Raw genomic sequence first — 22,835 nt, 5'->3', positions numbered from 1 at the left:
CGGTTTGCCTGCATCACATTATAGGCAAGGACTGCAACAGGATTGAGGGTGTCGATGAAGCTGTATCTGACCGTGGCGAGCCTGCTGGCTCTGGCTGCACCGATGGCTGCGCAAGCCGGTTTGCCACCAGCGGATATGGCGCAAACGGAAACCGCCGGTCGCCAGTCGATGACCCTTGGGTCGGGCTGGCGATTCCGGTTTGGCGAGACAGGCGATGCGCCCGCTGCGCCCGGCTTCGACGATAGCGGTTGGGACAGCGTGTCGGTGCCCCACAGCTGGAACCGGCTGGGCAGCTATGGCACGGAGCGCGCGCCCGGCACCGACAACCGGCAGGGCATTGGCTGGTATCGGCTGACGATGCGCGCGCCGTCGGCGGGAACCGGGCCGCAACGCTATTATCTGGATTTCGGCGCAGTCAGCAAGATTGCCGACATCTGGGTGAATGGCGTGCATGTCGGCACGCATAAGGGGGCGTTCGCCCGCTTTCGGCTGGATGTGACGCAGGAATGGAAGCCGGGTGCCGACAATCTGATCGCCGTCCGTGCCGATAACAGCAAGCCGGTGGCGGGGGCCAGCACGGCGGAGACTTTGCCGCTGGCCGGAGATTTTTTCGTCCATGGCGGCATGTATCGCGCGGTGTCGCTGCTGACCCTGCCCGATGTCAGTTTCGATCCGCTCGATTTTGGCGGCCCCGGCCTTTATGCCCGCACCAGCACGATCACTGCGGACAAGGCGACGGTTCATGTGCTGGCGCGATTGCGTAGTGCGACCGCTGCCAATCGACGATTGACGCTGGTGACGACGATCGCGGATGCCGACAGCAAAGCGGTCGCCCGTTCGGAAAGGCCGGTCAGGATCGCCAAGGGTGCGAGTGAGCAAGCCATCGACATGGTGGTGCCATCGCCCCATGTGTGGAACGGAACCGCCGATCCCTATCTCTATTCCGTGCGCGCCGAACTGGTCGACAAGGGACGGCCTATCGACAGCGTGGTCCAGCCGCTGGGCATTCGCGATTTCCGTGTCAACCCGGACAAGGGCTTTTTCCTGAACGGCAAGCATGTAGCGCTGCATGGCGTGTCCCGGCACCAGGACCGGCCCGATGTGGGCTGGGCCTTGACCAGGGCGGACCATGCGCAGGACATGGCGATAGCCGTCGACATGGGCGCGAACACGATCCGCGAGGCCCATTATCAACAGGCCGACGAATGGAGCGACGAAGCCGATCGCGCGGGCATGGTCGTGTGGGCGGAGCTGCCCTATGTCACATCGCCCAGCGTCACCGGGGGGCAGGGATCGCCCGAACTATGGGCCAATGCCGAACAGCAATTGCGCGAGCTGATCCGCCAGAAATATAATCATCCTTCGGTCATGATGTGGTCGATCGGCAATGAAGTGGATTCCGCCAAGGGCTTTGGCGTCGGCCAGGAGCCGATGAAGCCGCTGGCGCTGCTGCAACATTTGAATGTGATCGCCAAGGCCGAGGATCCGTTCCGCCCGACAATATTCGCCGACTGTTGCGAGGGTCTGAGCCCGGTCAAGACGGCGGGCGAAAAGCTGGCGGGGACGGCGGACCTGATCGGCTATAATCGCTATTATGGCTGGTATTATCCCCAGCCGCGCGAGGCGCGCGAGCAATTGGGCGGGCAGCTGGACATATTGCACGCCAAGCACCCAAAGCTGCCAATATCGCTGTCCGAATATGGGGCGGGCGGTGCGACCAGCCAGCATTCGGACAATGTCGCGGACGGCTATCTCAACTTCACCGGCTCCCCGCACCCGGAGGAGTATCAAAGCTGGTATCATGAGGAAAATTGGGCCGCGATCAGGCAGCGCCCGTTCGTCTTTGCCAGCTGGGTCTGGAACATGTTCGATTTTGCCAGCGACCTTCGCAAGGAAGGCGATTCCATCGACATCAACAATAAGGGGCTGGTGACGGCGGACCGGAAGGAGCGCAAGGATGCCTTCTATTTCTTCAAGGCGCAATGGTCGTCCAAACCGACGCTGCACCTGACCCAGAAGCGCTATACCGAGCGTGCCTATCGCGATGTTACGGTCAAGGCGTATAGCAATGCCGCGAAAGCCGAGCTGACGTTGAACGGCAGCCCGGTCGGCACCGCGTTCTGCACCGACGGCATCTGTCTGTGGCCGCATGTCATCCTGCGCCCCGGCGACAACAGGATCGTCGCGTCCGCCGAATTTAACGGCGCGCAGATCAGTGACGAGGCGGACTGGAACGGGCCAGACCCGGCAAGGGGCATTTTCGTCAACTCAGGCGATCTGGGCAGCAGCGTCATTGCCGGGCAGCGTTATGGCTCCGACGATTTCGTGACCGGGGGAATCCCCGTCGTGCTGAACATGGGCGGCTTTGGCGGCCGGCGGATGATGGCGCCGCGCACGGTGGAGGCGGCTGTTCCCGCGCTCTACGATTATTGGCGGGAAGGCGATGCTTTTTCCTACGCCATACCGGTGGCCAATGGGCGCTGGACCGTCACGCTCGACACGTTCGAGCCGCGCAACGCGCTGACCGAGCCGGTCAGGATGCGGGTGAATGCCAATGGCAAGGTGGCGCTGGCCCCGTTCGATGTCAGCAAGGAAGCCGGTGGCGCGCTGCGCGGGCTGCGCAAGCAGTTCCATGTCCGTGTGACCGACGGCGTGCTGAAACTGGATTTCGCGGGCGAAGGCGGCCGTGCGGTCGTCGCGGCGATTGCGGTCACGCCCAGATAAGAGGAATGACGGGATGAACGAGGATGGCATGAGCCGCCGCACGCTGCTGGGCGCGGGGTCACTGGCGGCGATCGGCGCGGCTTATGCCGGAACCGCGAGGGCGAATGAGGAGATCGTGCCTGTCACGATCGACACGCGCACATCCACTGGCCCTTTGCCGCACATCTGGACGGAATGTGTCGGATCGGACCGGGCGGCCATCACCCTGCGGGAGCCATGGCGCAACGATCTCAAACGCTGGACCGATGAGGTCGGGACGCAGCGGGTGCGCTTCCATGGCATCTTCGCGGATGAAATGTCGGTGATGACGCCGACCATCCTCAACCGGATGCGGCCGACGCCCAATTTCCAGCGGGTCGACCAGGTCTATGACGGGCTGCTGGCGCGCAAGGTGAAGCCCTTTGTCGAATTATCCTTCATGCCCAAGGGGCTGGCGTCGGGGACGACGAGTTTCTTCTTTTACGGCGGGGTCATCACCCCGCCCAAGTCGAACGAGGCCTGGGCGCAGTTCATCACCGCCTTCGTCGTGCATCTGGTCGAGCGCTATGGCATCGCCGAGGTGCGGCAATGGCCGTTCGAGGTGTGGAACGAGCCGAATCTGAGCGTGTTCTGGACCGGCACGAAGCAGCAATATTTCGAATTTTACCGGGCGACTGCGCTGGCGATCAAAGCCGTGGACGCGCAGATCCAGGTGGGTGGTCCATCGACCGCATCGGTCGAGTGGATCGCCGATTTCGCCGCCTATTGCGCGGAGACCAACACCCCGGTCGATTTCTTCACCACCCATGTCTATGCCGGGGACTCGCAGGACAAGCTGTTTGGCAAGGGGACAGCGCGGACGTCGCAGAATGACGTGATCCCCCGCGCCATCAAGCAGGCGCGCGAGCAGATCGACGCCAGCACATTTGCGGGCAAGCCGCTGTGGATCACCGAATGGTCGTCGGACAGCCCGGCGATGATCGCCCATGTCGTCAAGGAATCGCTGCCCTATTGCCAGGCCATGTCGCCATGGGTGATGAGCTGCGAATATGAAGAATTGGGCATTGCCGACTATATATTGAAGGAAGGCGATAGCGGTTGGGGGATGATCTCCGCCGGGATCGCCAAGCCTTCCTTCAATACCCACAAGCTGCTGAGCGCATTGGGGACGCAGCGGCTGGAGAGCAGCGGTCCGGCGCTGGCGTCGCGCCGGGACAATGGGACGATCGCCGCGTTGGTGTGGAACCTGGCCGAGGCAACGCAGCCGTCGGGCATACCGGGATTGAGCCATACCCGAACAGTGCGGGGCGAGGCCAAGACGCTGATCATCGACATGATCGGCGCGCGGGCGGGGCAGAACGTCGCTGTCCGCTATGTCGATCAGGAACGCGGATCGCCGATGCCCGCCTGGCGCGAAATGGGATCGCCGCAATATCCCAAGCCCGATCAGCTGGCGCTGCTGCGCAAACGGGCGGACATCGCGCCGCCTGAAACGCTGCGGCTGAGCAAGGACCGCAAGCTCCAGTTGCGCCTACCGCCCGAAGGGGTCGCGCTGCTGGAACTTAAAGGCTGACACTGAGCCGGACACATGTGGACATGGTTATTAGTTCAACTTTTGAATTAAATATCTTGATCGTAATGGCGGCGATGATTAGGCTGGCGCGCAGAAGGCAACAGCCTCACCCTGAAACACTGAAAGGCCTGTTATGAAACGCATTTTCATCGCTTCCGCGCTGCTGATGGCAGCGTCGGTTTCCGCGACGGGGAGTTACGCCCAGACGGCCGCGCCAGCGGCGGCGGCAGCCTATAATGTCGAAGCGACCGACATCGGCACCTTGCTCGACGATCCTGCGGCCAAGGCGGTCGTCGACAAGCATCTGCCCGGCTTTACCGCCAATGAGAATATCGGCATGGCGCGCGGCATGACGCTCAAGTCGGTCCAGCAATATGCGCCGGACACGGTGACGGACAAGGCGCTGGCCGCGATCCAGACCGATCTGGCCAAGCTGCCCGCGACCAAGTGATCCTGGCCGTCCGGCCCTTGCGATTGGGGGGTCTGTGCGCCAGACCATGGCCATGACGCAGGGTCGGACAAGCGCAGAACTGGACTGGAACGAGATCGGGATGATCTATGAAGGCATGGCCTTCGCATCCCGACCGTTTCGATCCCTGACGGATCATATCAACAGGCGTCATGACCTGGGGCCGCGGGGCACATGGATATTGTTGATGATATCCAATGGCTGCCTGCACCCGCTGGATATCGCGACGATGTTGAACATCGGACGCAGCCTGGTGACGGCCGAGCTTGGTCGTCTGGAAAAGGCGCAACTGCTGGTTGCGCGCAAGAGCGCGACGGACCAGCGGCGGACCGAACTGACGCTGAGCGCGGCTGGCGCTGCGATCTGCGATGAGGTGCGCGCGGCGATGGCCGCCATGCTGCATGAGCGCTGGGCGCAGTATGAACCCGACCAGATCCGCTTGTGCGCCCAGATGCTCCGCGATTTCAGGATAGGCTGATCGGTCCGAAAATCATCAATCTTCTGCCGCGATTGCGACCCGCAGCCCATTCATGGCCTCCGTAAAGGACAGTTGGCAGGCCAGGCGCGACCCGGCGGTGCGATGCGGCGAGGTATCGAGCAGGTCGTTTTCGTCTGCGCTAATAGGCGGCAGACTGTCTGCAAAAGCCGGGTCGACATGGATATGGCAGGTCGCGCAGGCGCAGCATCCCCCGCATAGTGCGACCATATCATCAAAACCGGCGTCGCGGATGATCTCCATCAGCGTCCGGTCCGTCGTTGCTTCCACCGCGGTCTGTTGACCGGCGCGATCGGTTACCAGGATTTCAGGCATGATTTGCTCTTCTATTATGGTTCTGGTGGCGGCTGACGCTGCTGCCGATCGTGCCACACGCATTTTTTCGTTGACGGACGGCGCAAGCTGCTTCTTCAAAATGGGAGGCAGGAGTGGTGTGGTGAAACAGGAAAAGACGGAACATGGATCGTCAGCGCAGCCAGTGGTGAAGCCTGCCCATATAAGCGACACTGATTCGCATAGATTGCCAGAGGTGCGCGCGTCAAGAGGCACTGACCCCAGACAGGTGCGCAGCGCCGCGGCGTTGCGACAGGCACTGCTCGATCTGCTGACGGAAAAGGCATTCGACCAGATCACCGTGCGCGAGATATGCGCCAGGGCCGGGGTCCATAACGCCACTTTTTTCCGCCATCATGCCGACAAGGAAGCCTTGCTGAACCATGTAGCGCAGGATGAGATAGACCGGCTGGTCGCCATATCCTTTGCCCATGGCTACAGCCACAAGGGATTTCTGGCGCTGTGCGACTATGTCGCCGCCCGCAGGATATTGTGGCGCGCGCTGCTGACCGGAGGGGCTGGCGGCGCGATGCGGGAAGAATTGATGCAGCTGTCGATGGCGCTGGCGGCCGAATATAGCGATTATCCGACTTGGCTGCCGCAAGAATTGTCGGTGATTTGCAGCACCACCTTGATCGTCGAAACCCTGTCCTGGTGGCTCAAGCAGGACGAGGGCGAATATTCGTCCGAGGCGGTTGCCGACATCATGCACGAACTGGTGGAGTCGGCGGTGATCGCGCCGCGACGTCCGCGCGCGGGCGACTAATCGCTCAACGCTTCAGCTTAAGGTCCATTATCGAGGGTCCGATAAGGCCCGCGCGCCTTTGATGAAAAGCATCAAAGGCGCGCGGCAGTCATGCACGTACTCTTGGGGAGGACCGCGCAATCGAAATGCTTGTGCTGAGCGTCACGGCGCGGGCCGGATCACCTAAGCGACAATGTATCGCATAGATTGTCACACCTGCGCCGTCAAGATGCCAAGCGCGGTCCTGACGACAGCTTTCAATCCCTACTCCATCGCCCCCGCGACGCCTCGTATCGTGCCTTGACGCATGGGAGCGCGACAGTTTATGCGACTATAAATCGCATAGATTGATCGCATCGACGGTCGAAACTGGGAGTGGGCACATGACGCCATTGGAAGAACGCGACTATTTCACGGATTATGAAATCCTGAAGGACCCCTATTCCTTTTTCGAGGCAGTGCGCGCCCGTGGCCCCATCTACCAGCCGCCCGGCAAGGATTATCTGATCGTCACCGGCTTTGACGAAACGCTCGAAGTGCTGAGGAATAATGCCGATTTCTCAGCGATCATCGGCTTGCAGGGTGCGGCTGCCCCCCTGCCCTTCACCCCTGAAGGGTCCGACATTGCGGCGCAGGTGGAGGCGCATCGCGACGAGTTTCTGGGCGGCGACCTGCTGGTCAATTATGACGATGATCTCCACACAAGGATGCGATCGCTGCTCAACAAGCTGTTCACGCCATCGCGGCTGAAAGCCAATGAGGCGTTCATCCAGTCCTATTCCGACGAAATTGCCCGCACGATCACGGCCAAGGGCGGGTGCGAGCTGATCCAGGAGGTCGCGACGCCGTTCGTGACGCTGGTGATCGCCGACCTTCTGGGCGTGCCCGCCGCCGATCGCCAGATGTTCATGGACGTGATCGAGGCCGCGCCGCCGCCCGGAAGCCTGGAGTCGGGCGAAAATGATTTCAGTTCGCCCAACCATCCGCTGGTCGTGATGGGCGGCTATTTCGCCAATTATATCCAGGATCGCCGCCAGAACCCCCAGGAGGACATCCTGACCGAGTTCGCCCATTCGACCTTCCCGGACGGCAGCGAACCCGACATGCTGGAGCTGGTCAAGATGGCGACATTCCTGTTCGGTGCCGGGCAGGATACCAGCGCCAAGCTGCTGGGCAATTCCATGCGCTACATCACCGATCAGCCGGGCCTGCAGGACAGCCTGCGCGCCGATCCGTCACTGATCCCGCAATTTCTGGAAGAAGTGCTGCGGCTGGAAGGATCGACCAAGCAGACCGCGCGTCTGGCGCGCCGGGACACGAAGATCGGTGACCGGGCAGTGCCGGCGGGAACCAAGATATTGGTCGCGCTCGCAGCGGCCAATCGCGATCCGCAACGGTGGGAGAATCCGACCGATCTTGTTCTCGATCGGCCAAAGATCAAGGAACATCTGGCGTTCGGTCGGGGCAAGCATGTCTGCGCCGGTGCGCCGCTGGCGCGGGTGGAAGTGCGGATCATCCTGGAAAAGATGCTGGCGTACACGTCCGACATCGACCTGGATGCGGAAAAGCACGGTCCACGCGGGCAGCGCACGCTCGATTTCGAGCCAAGCTTCATCATTCGTGGCTTGTCGGAGTTGCACGTCAAGCTGACGCCAGCGCAGGGGGTCGACCTGACGGTCGACAAGGCCGCGTCGGTCACGGCTCAGCCCGCGGCCCTGCCGCAGGGCGAACGCAGCGGTTTTTCGACCGCCAAGACCAAGATTGGCGACCTGCTGGCCAACCCCTCCAGCCTGGCCATCCTCGACCGCCATTTCCCCGGCATGAGCCAGGACAAGCGGCTGGCGATGGCCAAGGGGATGACGTTGCGGTCCGTCCAGAAATTTGCCCCCGGACAGTTTAGCGATGACGCGCTGGACGCAGTGGATGCCGACCTTGCGCTCATCTGACGCCGGGTCGCATTTTTCAGGCACATGGAGAGAGATATGACCAACAACAAAGTCGTGGTCGTGACTGGCGGCGCATCGGGCATCGGCCTTGGCATTTGCCAGTTGTTCGCGCGTAAGGGGCATCCGGTCGCGATGCTTGACCTGCAACGCGCCGCGCTGTTGCGCGAGTCGGCCGCTTTGCGGGAGGAAGGGGCAACCATATTGGCCCGGACCGTGGACGTTTCCGATCGCGCCAGCATCGATGCCGCCTATGCTGCGATCCGCGCGGAACTTGGCCCGATCGCGATCGTCATCGCCAATGCTGGCATTTCCGAAGGAATCGCCTTTGACGATATTTCGGTCGATATCTGGCAGCGGATGATCGACATCAACCTGACAGGCGTGTTCCACACCGTGCAGGCCGCCCTGCCCGACATGCGGGCGGCCAAATGGGGCCGGATCATCACCATATCCTCGCAGGCGGCGCAGTCCGGCGCGATGGATCGCGCCCATTATGCCGCAGCCAAGAGCGGCGTCATCGGCCTGACGCGGTCGTTGGCGCGGGAACTGGCGGCGCATGGCATTACCGTCAACACGATACCTCCTTCGGTCGTGGCGACGCCGATGGCCGAACAGGGCATTGCCGCTGGCACCTTCCCGCCGCTGGAAGTCATCGCGCAGCATATCCCGATCCCGCGCGCCGGAACGCCGAAGGATATTGCCGCAGCCTGCGAATATCTGGCGTCCGATGGCGCCAGCTATGTGACGGGACAGGTTCTGGCGGTGAATGGGGGCATGTTCATCGGCTGAGGCAGATCGCGATGCAGGCGGTCGTCACACCGCCTGCATCTTCACATCTAGGCCGCGATGCCGCCGTCCAGCAACAGCGTGCTACCGGTCATGAACAGGGCCATGTCCGACGCGCAGAAAAGGATGGCGCGGGCAATATCGTCGGCCACGCCAACCCGGCCCAGCCGACTGCCGCCGATGCCGGGGATGGGAATCTGGCTGAGCGCGTCTTCGTCCAGTTCAGCCAGGAACATCGTCTTTTCCGTCACCGAGAAACCCGGCGCAACACCCAGCACGCGGATAGCGTGCGGCGCGAGTTCGATCGACATTTGCCGGGTCAGGCCGACGACGCCATGTTTGGAGGCGCAATAGGCCGCCTGCCCCGCCGAAATGCCCATGACACCGGCAAGCGACGCGACGTTGACGATCACGCCGGGCCGTTCAGCGCCGATCATGGATCGCGCCGCTTCCCGCGCGCCGATGAAAGCGCCCTTCAGATTGATCGCGATCACCTGGTCGAAGTCGGCATCCTCCAGGTCGAGCAGAGGCACGAAGGAGGGGATGCCGGCATTATTGACCCAGATGTCGATCTGGCCAAATTCGCGGACGGCCAGGTCCACTGTCGCCTTGATCGCGGATGGGTCGCCCGCGTCCATCTGGACCGCGATGATGCGGGACTCAAATTGTGCGTCCAGTTCCTGCGCGCAGGCAGTGGCCGCTTCGCCGTCAATATCGGCGATCAGCACCGACGCCCCGGCTTCAGCCAAGCGGCGTGCGGTCGCTTTGCCCAATCCCCAGGCCGCGCCGGTCACGACCGCGCTCCTGCCGCGCAGGGAATATAGGTCGGACAAGGAACGTCCGCTCACGTCGGGGATGCCCATTCACTCTTCCTCTTCCATTACAGTTATGCGATTCATAGTCGCATAGATGGAAAGGAAGTTTTCGGCAAGATGGCGAGGCCGCGACAGGCGCAGCCTATCGCCTCAGCGTGCGCGCATCGCCAGTGCGGAACGCAGCGAGACGTTATCTGGATAGCGAGTGAGCGAGTGACTATCTCATTCCGGCCGGAGATATAGCGTCCCCTCCCCCGACGGCAGCGTTGCGGCGCGATAGTCATGCGCGCGTGCCCAAGCGATCAGGGATGAATCGAGACCCTTCGGACTGGCGGGGGACGGCGCGCTTTCCTGCCCGGTTACGATCGCGGCGGGGGGTTGACGGGTCAGGCCGTTCGCGATGCTTGCGCCGTTCAGCATATGGAAGGCAGTCTGCTGCGCCGGGGTGAGCAGGTTGCGGGTGCGGAACAGGAAGGGTCCGGCGGCAAAGCGCGGATCGAGCGGAAGGCCGCTGTCCACCACCCGTTCCGGGGCCAGGCTGACGATCGGGCCTGTGATGCCTGCGGCGCGCACGCTTTGCCCGATCGCATGGGCACTATGGGTTACCGACAGGATGGGACTGTGGGCGCGCGCGATGTTCGGGGCGATACGGATGGCTGTTTCGGCCGTGCCTGCCACCATGCACAGCATCAGGGCCGCGATCGCGGCGGGGCGCGGCCAGCGGGGATCGTCCAGCATCAGGCCGAAGCGGAGAAACAGCGCGGGCAGCAGCGGCACCAGATATTGCACATAAATGGGCCGGGGTAGCCACGCCGCGATCAACCCGGCTAGGATCACGCTGTCGAGCAGAGCTGTCGTCATGGAGAATTTCGCGGATCGACGCAGGACGGCCACGCCAATTGCGACAAGCGCCAGCAGCGCCGATCCCTGCGCCAGAAACCGCAGCAGCCGTAGTGCGCTGAGCGGAGTTTCCACCATATAGGTGCGCTGGTTCAGCATCTGCCATTCCAGCGGCGCCTTCAGGCTATAGTCGATGATGCCGAACCAGGCCGCATCCGGTGCGATCGCCCACAGGATCAGGGTCGGCAATCCACCCGCGATCCCGCCCGCCGCCAGTGCGAGGACGCTCATCGGGCCGAGCCGTCGAATATTGACCAGCGCGAACAGGCCGATGGCGGCGGCGGGCAGGCCATAGCTGATCTTCGCCGAAGCCGCCGCGCCCAGTAGAAGCCCGGCCAGCATGAAGAATAGCGGACGGCGAGCGTTTCCAAGCGCGTCGATGAGCAGCGCGAGACCGGCCATGTGCAGGAATAGAGGCAGGGCATCGTTCCGCGCGACCGTGGCCGCAAACAGGAAAGCATGGCTGGTGACGAGCGCCATGGCCGCAATCCCGGCGCTGCGCCGCGACCCTCCCACCCGACATACGGTCTGGTATAACAGCGCCGCCGCCCCCGCTGCACACAGGGTATTGACGGCGCGCAGCGCGAGGAACAGCCAGCCCTCGCACAGCCGGGCCAGCGGCGCGAAGAGCAGGGGTTGCAATGGAGTCTGGAGATAGGCGAAATCGCGATAGGGCAGGCCCGATCGCATCAATGCTACCGCGGCTACATATTGCCCTTCATCATGGTCGATCGGCCGGAGGGCCGCAATGCCCAGCAATATGGCCAGCAACAGCAGGAAAATATACAGGGGAGGTATGCGGACAGCCTTGGTCATCACAGGGCTGGTTGCTTACCAGCCCATGTCGGCGCTGAACATGACGGCGCGGGTCTGATCGACGGCATGGAGGCTACCCATGGCCGTCGGGCCGGACAGGCCGATGCTGACAAGGCGGCTGGGATTGATGAAGCGTGCGGCAAGGCGCAATCGCTGGCGACCTTGTTGCACGGGCGTATATTCGATGCTGCCTTCGGCGCGCAGGGGCGATTGCTGGGTGCCAAGAGCAGCCAGGGCCGCGCGGCCGGTGCGCGATCCCTGTGCCGCGACACGCCACGCCCCGCTGGTCCATGCGGCGGCAAGGGCCATTTCCCGTTCCTGCACGGATCGCCCGGTCATGGTGTCCACCGCTGCCTGCTGATAGCGAACGGACCAGTCGAGATGCGGCGTCAGCTGGTGCCGGGCCATCATCTTCACGCCCAACAGGCGGGCAGACCCGATATTGGTGGGCAGATAGGCGCGGTCGGCAAAGGACAGGCCGTTGCGGATGTCGGCGCGATAGAGGCTGGTCGTCACCATCATGTCCCCGCCCGACCATTGGCCGCCAATCGACGCGATCCGGCTTTTTTCGGGGCGCAGGGAGCGGCGCAAAGCCTCGAAATCGGGGCGCGAAAGACCAAGCGGGCCGGTAAAGCCGGTATCGCCATAGGCGCGCATGGCTTCTTCATAGTTCATCGACAGCGTGATTGCAGACGTGGGTCGGTAGTGGACGACGGCGTGGGGCAGGAACCAGTCGCGCGCGCGCAGCCGATCGTCACCACTACCGATCGTCACATTGGCATTGCGGTTGCTGACTTTCAGTCCGGCAAAGCCCAGTGTCATCGCGACCTGATCGGAAAGGGAGAAATGATCCTCGACCGACAACATCCTCGTGCGGCTGCGCGGGCGGTGGTCGTAACCCGATGTCTCCAAGGGGAGTGCAATGTCCGCCTGCGCCCCGATGAACCGGCGGCTCTGGCGCTGGAGGCGCAGGGCCACGACATGGTCTGGCTCATCACCGGGCAGCGGACGGATCGCGCCGATCCAGCCATAATCCGGGCTGGTCCTGCGCGCCTCCAGCAGGGGTGATCGCCGGATCGCAGGCTTCAGCGTGAAGCTGATGCTTTGATCGACGAATATGTCCTGTGCCGATGCCGTGCCGCCTTGCAGCGCCAGCGAGGCCAGGCCGAGCAGATGCAGGCCGCGCATCAGCGATACTCGCCTTTTTGGGCAGGGCTGGCATCGGCCAGCGCCAGTTGCGAGCGCTGGCGGTCATAGGCGATGACATAGCCGAAATGATCGGAGAGCGGCTGACCATCAGGTTCCGACCCGAACGGCACATGCGCGCCCTTTACGACGAGCGCGGTGCCACGCCCGGCGCGCGCGAAGATCCAGTCCTTGCGGCGCTGGGTCGCGTGGATCAGGTCATCGCGCGCCTGCGGAACGGGGATCGCAGCCTGTTGCAGGGCAAGCTGCGCGCCGCCCTGCTCAGCTGCCACGAATGACAGGCCATGGCGGGAAAAGCTGTCGAAGAAGATGCGCGTGCGATCGCTGTTGCCGCCAATGTTCATGTCGCCGCCGATCATCAATGTGCGGTCGCGCGGGACGGCGCTGGCGATGAAGCGGGCGGTCAGATCGACCTGCCGCGCATAGGCCGCCAGCGATCGCGCCACGGAGACGCCCGACGCCTTGCGCGCGTTGAGGTGGATATTGACGATGGCGACGGGCTTCTCTTCGCCAGGCACCTGTATGTCGGCGATCACCACGCCTTTGTTGGCGAGGCAATCGAACCCGGCGCAGGCGAAATCAGGGAAGGCCAGGCGCTGGACGCGCACGATCGGATAATCGGACAGGATGATGAGGCCGCTGTCGGTCTGTTTCCCCATCGCCTCGCCACGATCCCACCGGGCGTCGGCAAGAAAGGCCTGATCCGCCGTCGCAGGCGCGATGGGCGAGCGCATCAGCCGATCCGGTCCGAACGTCATGTGCCGATAGCCCGACGTGCGCGCAATCTCTGCCGCCTGCGGCGTGAAGGCTTCCTGCAACACCAGGATATGGGGCTGCTGCCCCCGTTGCCGCAGGGCGCGCAGACGCCCGCCGATCCGCGCCAGCGCCGCATCCCGATCAAAAGCGAGCGGCCAGGGCAAACCCTTGATATTATAGGTCATCATGGAGAGCGTCGTATTGCCGCCGTCCGGCAATAGCTGCGCCATATCGAGACGATATGGCAGGCTGCTGCTGGTCGATCCGGTTGCGACGAAACTGACCAGCCCTGCAAACAGCATGGCTCGCATAGTCTTGTACATGATGATGCCCCCCAATGGCTGGCGTGCTCATAGCCCGCCAATGAGTCGTGCGCGTTTCTTCCGCACTGCAATATGATGAAAGTTCGAAGGCGGACCGCGTCACTGATCCGACCAGTAATTGTCATGCAGCGAGCGGAAGGCTCCGTCTGGTGCCTTCATAGAGGGTGAAGAGATCGGCGAAATGCGCGTCCATCGTGCGCGTATCGGCGGCCGCGGCGCGGGCGTTGGCAAGATGATCCGCTGGTCCCTGCGTCAGGAACAGGCGAATGGCGGCGGCCAGGCTGGATGCGTCCGCCGCGCGGTAATGATGGCCGGCGCCCGGCACCAGATGATCCGCCGCCGCCCCGCCGTCGGGCAGGAACATCGGAATGCCGCTGGCCCGCGCCTCTGCCGCGATCATGCAGAAGGTTTCGGATTCGCTGCCATGGACCAGCGCGTCGGCGCTGGCGAGCAGGCTGGCAAAGGCATGGCGGTCGGTGACCGGCGCCATCAGCCGGACATGCGGGTTGTCGGCAGCTGCGCGTTGCACGCTGGCGCGCGCGCGGCCATCGCCTGCAATGACGAGGCCGACCGGACGATCGAAGCCGCAGGCGGTTACGGCCTCGATGATCATCGGCCACCGTTTTTCCGGGGCGTGACGGCCCGCGCCGAACAGCAACAGCGCGTCATCATCCAGGTCGCACCATTGCAGCAGCCGTCGCCGCAGATCCGGGTCGCGGTGCCGGGGCGAGAATATGCCGGGCTGAACCCCCATGCGGTTTGTGACGACATGCCGCAAACCGCCATTGGCGAGCCGCGTCGCCAGTTCGTCACTGGCGCACACGATATGATCGAAGCGCGCGTCCAGACGGCGCAAGTGTCGCCAGAACCAGTCGAACCCGCGATCGATCTGTTCGCGACTGGCAAGGCTGCGGAACCAGCGATAGGCGTAATTGCCCAGCGGATCGGCGTGCATGATCAGGCTGCGTGGCACATCGCTGCGCCAGTTGGCGACCATCGATGCGCTGCCCCAGGGCGTCGATGCCTCCACCAGATCGGGACGCAGGGCGTCCAGCCGGGCGTGCAAAGCTGCTTCGTCATGGAAATAATGATAGCGCCCGTCGAGCGGGAAGCGGCGCCCCGGCACATATTCGATGCGCCCGTGATCGCCAAAATATTCGACATGCGCCTGCGCGGCGGGGGCAAGGATGATGACTTCATGCCCGCGCGCCGGGCCGGCCAGCATCTTGTGCCGGACATAGGTTTTGACGCCCCCGCCCTGCGGCGCGTAAAAGGCGCATATATCGACGATCCGCATAGCCTAAAGCGCCTTGACCGGGCCGAAGGACAATAATCCCCGGCGATAATTCATGATGATACGTTGGCGCGTAGGGCCGGTGCCGACGACCAGCGTGGCCGACGCGGCCTTGGGCTTGCCCATGCCCAGTTTCGGGTTGCCGCCAAAACCGACGCCATCGACCGAAAGCCCGAATTTCCGGTTGCCGTCGCGATCATGCAGCACGCTGACTGCATAACGGCCCGGCCCCGGCACACGAACGCATATTTGCGCGGTATAGCCGCTTTGCGTGGAGCCTTGCCCGACGGGCACCTCGACCCGGCGGAAAATCTTGCCCTGAGAAATCAGGATATTGTCGTCCTGAAGAAAGTCCTGATCGTTGGCGGGATAGACTTCCGCCTTCAGGCGGCCTTCGCGATCCTTGAGGCCCACAATGTCGAGCAGCAAGGACGGGCCGTTTTCGCCGGGGCGGCAGCGCGCCTCCGCCTTACCCAGATCAGGGGTCGAGGGGATGGTCGGCACTGCCGCAGCGGCCATGATGCTGATCGCCCAAAGGGTCAGGTTAGTCATGCCTGCCTCCGCTGTTTGACAAGGCCGCTCAGACCCAGGATCAGCCCGACCAGCAGATGCGCGGCGAGCAGCAGGCTGGCGATCACCGCCAAAACCTCAGCAATTTCCAGCTCACGCCCGACCAGGAATACCGCGACGCCCGCGAACAACACATCCTTGTTCGGCACCATCGGCAGGCGGGACAGGACCAGCCGCAGCGTTGACAGCATGAACCACCAGCTCAATGCGACATCGGGCAGCAGCAGGTGCCACAATGTCGCATAGAGCAGCACATTGGCGATGATCCGCGCCAGATGCACGCCCGCCACCATCCGCCGTTCCGGCCAGGGCAGGCTGAAAACCTTGCGACTGAACAGGATGGGACCAAAGGAGGTCACGACAAGGATGGTGAGCGATATCCCCAGCGCCCGCCCGTCCATCGCCAGGCGCAGCGATGACAGGAGCGGCAGCGTGAAGAGCAGCATCGCCAGCGTGACGATATTGCCCATCACGCCCGACAATATCGCTGAATCCTTGACCGCGCCAAAGGGCGATCCGGTCATCGTCACATGCCGCCGCGCCCAGGCGTAGAAATAGACGTCGCCGACATAGCCGAGCAGCAGCTCGTTGCTGATCCGCTTGCGGAACAGGGCCGACAGACCACCGGCGGGGATCGACCATAGCCGGTTGAAGATGACCCAGTCGCATAGCGGCGTCAGGCTGTATGTCACGGCGAACACCAGCCAGAAAAGCGGGGTGCGCGGCAGCATGGCGATAAGCTTGTGAAAATCGAACGAGCCGATCTGAACGAATACGACAGCCAATATCGCAAAGGAGATGAGCGGGCCGAACCATGCCGTCCAGTTGCGGCCGGACCGCACGAGCGGGGTCGGATCCAGCATCGCGCCTGTGCCCGGCGCATGGATCAGCGGGGAAAGGGCATCGGCATGGCTCATGATAGCTGCGCCTCCAGAGGGGATTGCGAACGGGGCCTGGCAAGGGTGGCGCGCCGTCGGTGCGGGGGCGTTGCCAGCATGTGATGGAAGAGCGCGCGATAGGCGGGGACGGCGCGTTCGATGGTGAACGCCGCAGCCTTTTCGCGGGCGCGCGGGCGGTCCTGCCTGTCCCGGTGCGCGGTGCGGATGGCATCGGCGAACGCGGCTTCATCGCCGCCATCGATCAGCGTGCCGAGCGCGCCATCGTCCAAAAGCGGCGACATGCTCGCGCAACAGCGGGTGGCGATGATCGGAAGCCCGCACGCCAGTGCTTCGACCACGACGCCAGGCTGCCCTTCATAGCGGGATGAGAGCAGCAGCACATCATGGTGCGGCAATTGGCGACGAACATCGGTGCTGAACCCGGCGAAATTCACTTTCGCCGCGATGCCGAGGCGGTCGGCCAGACGTTCGAGAGGGACACGCGCACGGCCTTCCCCGAAGATGGTCAGCCTGTCGTCCGACCCGCTGCCCTTGGCGAAGGCGCGCAGCATCAGCGGATAATCTTTCTGCCGCTCCAGCCGACCGACGGCCACGAAGTGCCTGCCCTGTCGCGGCACTGACGATGCAGGCGGTGCCGCAACGGCATCCAGATCGGTCAGCGCCAGCACCGGATTGGGCACGACATGCACGCGCGCATGATCGACGCGCATCCGTGCCGCCACTTCCCGCGCCATGGGATCGGACAGGGCAGCGAAATGGTCGATCGCCCTGCCCTGTATGCGCAGCCAGAGGCGATAGAAGGGTCGCATGATCGCCGGCATGTCGGATCGCATCAGATCATTGCTGACCTTGGCAAGGATGAGCGGGCAACGCCGACCAAGCCGCAATTTCAGCAGCACGGCGACGATCGCATAGACATTGCCGGCGCAAAACAGAATGTTGGGACGGTGCGCATCAATGGCGCGCAAGGTGGCGATCAGGAGGCGCAGGCTCGCCAGACGGCGACCGATCAGCGGCCAGGATGGCAGATATTGGGTGGCGCTGCCGGGCGGCAGGTCATGCTGCATCGGCCCTGCCGGATCGCCGAGCATCAGGCGCACGTCCATCCCGGCCCGCCGCCAGCCGGTGATCAGCCGCAGCGCAATGCGTTCGACTCCGCCCGGTCCGGGGGCATGAAGAAAGACCAGGACGTGCGGCGGCGAAACGGCTTCACAATCGCTATCGACGATAGCTTTATCGGTCGGCGATAGCGGCTGACGGAAGCACTGCATGACCCGCCCATGTCGGACATTCATAACAGGCTGATGCACTATTCGTGACGGAATGATGAAGTCTGGACGAACGGCATGTCATGATTGCACCCATCATGAACCCGTCACAAATATCGGGATATAGGTCGGTCATGTTTGCGCCCCTCATCCTGCCAGTGCTGCTTGCCGTTCAGGGCGTCGCAGCATCGCCGCCCCCTGCGACCAGCGGGGCGGTTACCCTGCGCATAGCCGCCGAGGAAGCGCGGCAGGGCGTCGCGTCCGATGGCGTCCATATCTATGCCATCGATAATGACCGGATCGGCAAGTACCGGATCAGCGACGGCGTGCGCATCGCGCAGTGGAAGGGCGACCGGAGACTGTTTCCGCATATGAACAGCTGCACGATCGTGGGCAGTGAACTGATATGCGCGGCGTCCAACTATCCCGCCGTGCCGCAGACCAGCGCCATCGAAATCTTCGATACCAAAAGCCTGCGCCATGTCCGCAGCATCAGCCTGGGCATGGGGCCGGGATCGCTGACCGCGCTTGATCGGCATGACGGGACATGGTGGGCAATGTTCGCCAATTATGACGGGAAGGGCAAAGAGGCCGACCGCGACCATCGCTACACGACGCTGGTGGAGCTTGACGATGATTTCCGGCAACTGCGTGGCTGGCTGTTTCCCGCCGAGGTGCTGGCGCGCTTTGCCCCTTTCAGCTGTTCGGGCATGAGCTGGGGCGCGGACGGGCAACTTTATGTCACGGGCCACGACAGGCCGGAGCTATATGTCATGCGCCTGCCAAGCGCCGGATCGACGCTGGAGCTGTTGGCCACCATTCCCATTGCCACAGAAGGTCAGGCGATCGACTGGGACCCCAAGACCCCCCATCGCCTTTGGTCGATCATGCGAGGCCAGTCGATCATCGCGGCGAGCGAAATCCGCTGAAATGGTCGCAAGCAGGAATAAGCGCCTTGCCCGATTTTGTTGCGCCTCCAGCGCCCTTGTCACAGAATGCGGGCAAAGCCTGCCACGCCGTCGGCTGCTGGCATAGGCGGAACCATGTTCCCAGTAGCGGGCAATATCGGGCTGCCAACAGTGCCGAACATCGCCTCTATATTGCGCACGCATAGTGCCACATTCTCATCTGCCAGCCTGTACCAGACCTGTTTGGCCTCCTTGCGCGTCTGGACCAGATCGGCGCGGCGCAATTCGGCCAGCTGCTGGCTCAGCGCGGGCTGGCCGATGGCGGTGATGTCGGCGATTTCGCCAACATTGCGTTCGCCTCGCAACAGGCAGGACAGAATCATCAGGCGCTGAGACTGGGCGAAAATCTTGATCTTTTCGGCCGCAGCCGCCGCCGCGTCGCGATCCTCGTAAAGAGCGCTCATGGCTGGGCCTCCAGCCGACAGAACCAGTCGGGTGCAGCGTCGGCATTTTCAGCAGCAGGCAGCAATGTGGGTTGACCCGGCGCCCAGCCTTCGGGCGTCAGGCTGGTCCCGCCATCGACCTGTTGCAATGCGTGTAACAGGCGGAGCATCTCGTCCACCGATCGACCGACATTGTGGGGATAGGCCGTGATTGCGCGGATCACGCCCTGCGGATCGATGAAGAAGGTCGATCGCATCGTCATGCTGTCCGCCGCATCTTCGTCGATCATGCCATAGGCGCGGCCCACCGCCATGCTGGGGTCTTCGATGATCGGGAAGCCGATCTGGACGTCGAACAGGTCCCGCAACGCCCGAACCCAAGCGATATGGGCATATAGGCTGTCCACCGACAGGCCGACCAACCGGCAGTCGAGCGCCGCAAAATCCGCCTGCCGCCGCGCAAGGGCCGCAAATTCAGTGCTGCATACCGGGGTAAAGTCAGCCGGATGCGAAAAGAAGATCACCCACTGGCCGCGCAGCGCCGACAGCTGAAAATCACCCATGGTCGAACGCGCGCGAAAATCGGGCGCAAGGGAGCCGATGCGGAGCGGATTCGGGCGGGCGGTCGTGACGTCGTTCATGGCACTTTCCTGCAATCGTCAGAGGAATGTGGCAAGCCCTTGACTGTTGCACATTATATATATACATATATCATGTAAATATGAAATCAAAGGAGAGTCGCGTGGCGGACCCTGCACTTGCCAATGCCTGTGTCCAGGTAGGTGTCGCCCAAAACGGCGTACCGGTGGTCAAGGCGTTCTTCGACGCGCCGACGTTCACCGTGACCTATGTGGTCCATGACGGCGAAACCCGCCGCGCCGCCGTGATCGACAGCGTCCTGACCTATGATCCCGCGGCCGGACGAACCGGGCATCAGGCGGCCGATCCGGTCATCGCCTATGTGGAAGAGCAGGGGCTGACCGTCGACTGGCATCTGGAAACCCACGCCCATGCCGATCATCTCTCGGCTGCGCCCTACCTCCAGCAGAAGCTGGGCGGAAAGATCGCGATCGGCGTGCATATCTGCGAAGTGCAGGAAACATTCGGTTCGCTGTTCAATGCAGGTGCTGATTTTCAGCGCGACGGGTCGGACTTCGATCATCTCTGGGCTGATGGCGACCAGTTCATGATCGGTAATCTGGCTGTTACGGTACTGCATGTGCCGGGTCACACCCCCGCCTGCGTCGCCTATGTCATCGGTGACGCAGTGTTCGTGGGGGACACCATGTTCATGCCCGATTATGGCACCGCCCGCGCCGACTTTCCCGGCGGCGACGCGCGTATCCTGTTCCGGTCTTTACGCCGTCTGCTGGAATTGCCGCCTGAAACCCGGCTGTTCCTGTGCCATGATTATTTGCCCGAAGGGCGCGATCATTATGTCTGGGAAACCACCGTCGCCGAGCAGCGCCGTGCCAATATCCATGCGCATGACGGCGTTAGCGAGGATGATTTCGTCGCCATGCGCGAGGCGCGCGACGCCACGCTGGCCATGCCGCGCCTGATCCTGCCATCGGTGCAGGTCAATATGCGCGCGGGCCATATGCCGCCACCCGACGACAATGGCGTCACCTACCTCAAAATCCCGGTGAACCAGCTATGATCCCCGGATTTCCAGAGGCGCAGCCGGTTGCGGGCCTGATCGGCGGGTTGATGATCGGGCTGGCGGCGGCGATCATGCTGCTGGGGCTGGGGCGGATCGCGGGGGTCAGCGGGCTTGCGGCACGGGCCACCGGTCTGTCGACGGGCGGTGCGCCGCGTGGTGTGGCGATAGCATTTATTGTCGGTCTGCCACTGGGCGCCTTCCTCGTGGCGCTGCTGGCGGGCTGTGTTCCCGCGACCTTTCCCGCCACCGGACTGCTGATCATCGCTGGCCTGATCGTTGGTTATGGCACGCGGCTCGGATCGGGATGTACCAGCGGCCATGGCATATGCGGACTGTCGCGCCTGTCGCCGCGCTCGATCCTGGCGACGGCACTCTTCATGGGTAGCGGCTTTGCAACCGTGGCGCTGATGCGTCTGACAGGAATGATCTGATGCGGATCATGATCGCCTTATTGTCTGGTGCGCTGTTCGGTGCCGGACTCGCCATTTCAGGCATGGCCGATCCCATGCGGGTGCGCGCTTTCCTTGATCTCTTCGGTGCCTGGGACCCGACGCTCGCTTTCGTGATGGGCGGGGCGATTGTCCCGATGGCGCTGGCCTGGATGGTCCATAAACGGATCGAGCGCCCGTTCGCCGACAAGGCTTTTGCTCTCCCCGAAACGCGCGCGATCGACGGCAAGCTGGCGCTGGGCGCGATCCTGTTCGGCGTCGGCTGGGGCATTGGTGGCCTGTGTCCCGGCCCTGCCATTGCCAGCCTGGCGCTGGCTCCGGGAGCCGTCGCACCCTTCGTGCTGGCCATGTTGGGCGGCATAGCGATCCATCGCTTCACCACGCAATGATGGACACAACCCAATATCTGCTGGGCGGCCTGTCGGGTGGACTGGTCGGTTTCGTGCTGGGGCTGGTCGGCGGGGGCGGCTCCATCCTTGCCGTGCCGCTGATGGTCTATCTGGTCGGCGTGCCCAACGCCCATGTCGCGATCGGCACAAGCGCATTGGCCGTTGCAGCCAACGCAGCGGCGGGCCTGGCCAACCACGCCCGCGCCCATCATGTCAAATGGCGGTGCGGCGGCATATACGCGGCGGCGGGCATCGTTGGCGCGCTGGCCGGATCGACATTTGGCAAGATGGTCGATGGTGACAAGTTGCTGGCGCTGTTTGCCCTGGTGATGCTGCTGGTCGGCGTATTGATGCTGAAGGGGCGCGGCAATCCAGGTGATCCGGGGGCGCAATGCGATCGGGAAAAAGCGCCAAAAGTCGTCGCCTATGGCTTGGGGTCCGGGCTGTTTTCCGGCTTTTTTGGCATTGGCGGCGGTTTCCTGATCGTGCCGGGGCTGGTGGCTTCGACGGGGATGCCGATGCTGATGGCAGTCGGCACATCCCTGGTCGCGGTCACTACTTTCGGCCTGACGACGGCGGCCAATTATGCCTTTTCCGGGCTGATCGACTGGCCGCTGGCTGCCGTGTTCGTTGTCGGTGGTATTGCGGGCAGCATCGGCGGCACCAGAATGGCCGAGGCGCTGGGGGGGAAGACCGGGCGGCTGACCAAGGTCTTTGCCGGGCTGATCCTCATCGTCGCGCTTTACATGCTCTGGCGCAGCGCGGCTGCCTTTCTGCCTGGTGTGACAAGCGGTATAGTCACCACAGGGTAACAGGCGTATCTAGCGATAGCGGCCGTTGATAGGAGACGTCGCTTCCGTCTCGCATACCCTTGGCATAGCCCTGTTCGACAAATTTGGGATGCTGGAGGATCGATGCATCTCCCGTGATCAGCGTATCTACGGTGGAGCGTCGCAGCGCGATTTTCTGATCTGCCCCCACCGAGTGGACCGATTGGTTTGTTAGTGCATTAAGCTCATCGCCGCCATATCCGGACGGAGGTGGAGCGAAGCGGAACCGGAGGCCGGATATGGCGGTGTCGCCGT

23 protein-coding genes and 1 pseudogene are annotated in these 22,835 nt (G+C 63.2%); 12 read left to right on the top strand and 12 right to left on the bottom strand.

Going from position 1 to position 22,835, the window contains the following annotated elements; genetic code table 11:
* The first annotated feature begins 54 nt into the window (after positions 1 to 54).
* The 4 genes from Q0D44_RS16065 to Q0D44_RS16050 all read left to right on the top strand — a co-directional run bounded on the left by Q0D44_RS16065 (position 55) and on the right by Q0D44_RS16050 (position 5,223).
* On the top strand, positions 55 to 2,724 hold the full coding sequence (locus Q0D44_RS16065) for a glycoside hydrolase family 2 TIM barrel-domain containing protein (RefSeq protein WP_294137993.1): 2,670 nt from the start codon (positions 55 to 57) through the stop codon (positions 2,722 to 2,724).
* Positions 2,725 to 2,737: 13 nt separating this feature from the next.
* Entirely contained in the window at positions 2,738 to 4,276 is a 1,539-nt protein-coding gene (locus Q0D44_RS16060) for a glycosyl hydrolase (protein ID WP_294137967.1), read from the top strand.
* 133 nt (positions 4,277 to 4,409) lie between these two features.
* Positions 4,410 to 4,727, top strand: a complete 318-nt coding sequence (locus tag Q0D44_RS16055) for a hypothetical protein (RefSeq protein WP_294137966.1) — start codon at positions 4,410 to 4,412, stop codon at positions 4,725 to 4,727.
* A 205-nt stretch (positions 4,728 to 4,932) separates the two neighbouring features.
* Positions 4,933 to 5,223 (top strand): hypothetical protein, encoded by a 291-nt coding sequence (locus Q0D44_RS16050; RefSeq protein WP_294137965.1) that lies wholly within the window; start codon positions 4,933 to 4,935, stop codon positions 5,221 to 5,223.
* A 15-nt stretch (positions 5,224 to 5,238) separates the two neighbouring features.
* On the opposite strand, the gene Q0D44_RS16045 is transcribed toward Q0D44_RS16050, so the two are convergent.
* Positions 5,239 to 5,556 (bottom strand): 2Fe-2S iron-sulfur cluster-binding protein, encoded by a 318-nt coding sequence (locus Q0D44_RS16045; protein WP_294137992.1) that lies wholly within the window; start codon positions 5,554 to 5,556, stop codon positions 5,239 to 5,241.
* 247 nt (positions 5,557 to 5,803) lie between these two features.
* On the opposite strand from Q0D44_RS16045, the gene Q0D44_RS16040 reads away from it, so the two are divergent.
* The 3 genes from Q0D44_RS16040 (at position 5,804) to Q0D44_RS16030 (ending at position 9,054) form a co-directional block, all read left to right on the top strand.
* The gene (locus Q0D44_RS16040) at positions 5,804 to 6,340 is read left to right on the top strand and encodes a TetR/AcrR family transcriptional regulator (protein WP_294137964.1); all 537 of its coding nucleotides are present in this window, start codon (positions 5,804 to 5,806) and stop codon (positions 6,338 to 6,340) included.
* Positions 6,341 to 6,702: 362 nt separating this feature from the next.
* Complete coding sequence (locus Q0D44_RS16035; RefSeq protein ID WP_294137963.1) at positions 6,703 to 8,265, top strand: cytochrome P450; 1,563 nt, start codon at positions 6,703 to 6,705, stop codon at positions 8,263 to 8,265.
* Between the two features lie 36 nt (positions 8,266 to 8,301).
* Entirely contained in the window at positions 8,302 to 9,054 is a 753-nt protein-coding gene (locus Q0D44_RS16030; protein WP_294137962.1) for an SDR family NAD(P)-dependent oxidoreductase, read from the top strand.
* Between the two features lie 47 nt (positions 9,055 to 9,101).
* Here the strand turns inward: Q0D44_RS16030 and Q0D44_RS16025 are convergent, their stop codons facing one another.
* From Q0D44_RS16025 to Q0D44_RS15990, 8 genes are all read right to left on the bottom strand, one after another.
* On the bottom strand, positions 9,102 to 9,884 hold the full coding sequence (locus Q0D44_RS16025) for an SDR family oxidoreductase (protein WP_294137961.1): 783 nt from the start codon (positions 9,882 to 9,884) through the stop codon (positions 9,102 to 9,104).
* A 204-nt stretch (positions 9,885 to 10,088) separates the two neighbouring features.
* Positions 10,089 to 11,582, bottom strand: a complete 1,494-nt coding sequence (locus Q0D44_RS16020; protein ID WP_294137960.1) for a phospholipid carrier-dependent glycosyltransferase — start codon at positions 11,580 to 11,582, stop codon at positions 10,089 to 10,091.
* A gap of 15 nt (positions 11,583 to 11,597) precedes the next feature.
* Positions 11,598 to 12,770, bottom strand: a complete 1,173-nt coding sequence (locus Q0D44_RS16015; RefSeq protein WP_294137959.1) for a TonB-dependent receptor — start codon at positions 12,768 to 12,770, stop codon at positions 11,598 to 11,600.
* Positions 12,770 to 13,867 (bottom strand): endonuclease/exonuclease/phosphatase family protein, encoded by a 1,098-nt coding sequence (locus tag Q0D44_RS16010; protein WP_294137958.1) that lies wholly within the window; start codon positions 13,865 to 13,867, stop codon positions 12,770 to 12,772. Before Q0D44_RS16010 ends, Q0D44_RS16015 begins: the two co-directional genes overlap by 1 nt.
* A 121-nt stretch (positions 13,868 to 13,988) precedes the next feature.
* Complete coding sequence (locus Q0D44_RS16005) at positions 13,989 to 15,164, bottom strand: glycosyltransferase (RefSeq protein ID WP_294137957.1); 1,176 nt, start codon at positions 15,162 to 15,164, stop codon at positions 13,989 to 13,991.
* Positions 15,165 to 15,167: 3 nt separating this feature from the next.
* Positions 15,168 to 15,713: a DUF2141 domain-containing protein gene (locus Q0D44_RS16000; protein WP_294137956.1), complete on the bottom strand. Its 546-nt coding sequence runs from the start codon at positions 15,711 to 15,713 to the stop codon at positions 15,168 to 15,170.
* Positions 15,710 to 16,648, bottom strand: coding sequence for a hypothetical protein (locus Q0D44_RS15995; RefSeq protein WP_294137955.1), 939 nt, complete (start codon positions 16,646 to 16,648; stop codon positions 15,710 to 15,712). Before Q0D44_RS15995 ends, Q0D44_RS16000 begins: the two co-directional genes overlap by 4 nt.
* Positions 16,645 to 17,901 (bottom strand): glycosyltransferase, encoded by a 1,257-nt coding sequence (locus Q0D44_RS15990; protein ID WP_294137954.1) that lies wholly within the window; start codon positions 17,899 to 17,901, stop codon positions 16,645 to 16,647. The genes Q0D44_RS15995 and Q0D44_RS15990 overlap by 4 nt, the downstream gene beginning before the upstream one ends.
* A gap of 131 nt (positions 17,902 to 18,032) precedes the next feature.
* On the opposite strand from Q0D44_RS15990, the gene Q0D44_RS15985 reads away from it, so the two are divergent.
* Positions 18,033 to 18,827 carry a hypothetical protein gene (locus Q0D44_RS15985; RefSeq protein ID WP_294137953.1) on the top strand — a complete coding sequence of 265 codons (795 nt, stop codon included), beginning with the start codon at positions 18,033 to 18,035 and terminating at the stop codon, positions 18,825 to 18,827.
* 59 nt (positions 18,828 to 18,886) lie between these two features.
* Here Q0D44_RS15985 and Q0D44_RS15980 read toward each other — a convergent pair whose 3' ends face one another.
* Together Q0D44_RS15980 and Q0D44_RS15975 are read right to left on the bottom strand one after the other, a co-directional pair.
* A complete protein-coding gene (locus tag Q0D44_RS15980) occupies positions 18,887 to 19,270 on the bottom strand; it encodes a metalloregulator ArsR/SmtB family transcription factor (protein WP_294137952.1) in 384 nt (127 codons plus the stop codon).
* Positions 19,267 to 19,890: a peroxiredoxin gene (locus Q0D44_RS15975; RefSeq protein ID WP_294137951.1), complete on the bottom strand. Its 624-nt coding sequence runs from the start codon at positions 19,888 to 19,890 to the stop codon at positions 19,267 to 19,269. The genes Q0D44_RS15980 and Q0D44_RS15975 overlap by 4 nt, the downstream gene beginning before the upstream one ends.
* Positions 19,891 to 19,991: 101 nt before the next feature.
* Here Q0D44_RS15975 and Q0D44_RS15970 point away from each other — a divergent pair, with 101 nt between their 5' ends.
* The 4 genes from Q0D44_RS15970 to Q0D44_RS15955 are packed head-to-tail and all read left to right on the top strand — an operon-like array spanning position 19,992 to position 22,562.
* On the top strand, positions 19,992 to 20,909 hold the full coding sequence (locus Q0D44_RS15970) for an MBL fold metallo-hydrolase (protein WP_294137950.1): 918 nt from the start codon (positions 19,992 to 19,994) through the stop codon (positions 20,907 to 20,909).
* A complete protein-coding gene (locus Q0D44_RS15965; protein ID WP_294137949.1) occupies positions 20,906 to 21,343 on the top strand; it encodes a YeeE/YedE thiosulfate transporter family protein in 438 nt (145 codons plus the stop codon). The genes Q0D44_RS15970 and Q0D44_RS15965 overlap by 4 nt, the downstream gene beginning before the upstream one ends.
* Complete coding sequence (locus tag Q0D44_RS15960; protein ID WP_294137948.1) at positions 21,343 to 21,750, top strand: DUF6691 family protein; 408 nt, start codon at positions 21,343 to 21,345, stop codon at positions 21,748 to 21,750. The genes Q0D44_RS15965 and Q0D44_RS15960 overlap by 1 nt, the downstream gene beginning before the upstream one ends.
* On the top strand, positions 21,747 to 22,562 hold the full coding sequence (locus Q0D44_RS15955) for a sulfite exporter TauE/SafE family protein (protein WP_294137947.1): 816 nt from the start codon (positions 21,747 to 21,749) through the stop codon (positions 22,560 to 22,562). The genes Q0D44_RS15960 and Q0D44_RS15955 overlap by 4 nt, the downstream gene beginning before the upstream one ends.
* A 189-nt stretch (positions 22,563 to 22,751) precedes the next feature.
* On the opposite strand, the pseudogene Q0D44_RS15950 reads toward Q0D44_RS15955, so the two are convergent.
* Positions 22,752 to 22,835 (bottom strand): annotated as a pseudogene (locus tag Q0D44_RS15950) (integrase catalytic subunit); the annotation flags it as partial.

It is taken from the genome of Sphingobium sp. (genome assembly GCA_023266575.1).
Taxonomy (GTDB): Bacteria; Pseudomonadota; Alphaproteobacteria; order Sphingomonadales; family Sphingomonadaceae; genus Sphingobium.
This window is presented reverse-complemented; position numbering and strand designations above follow the sequence as displayed.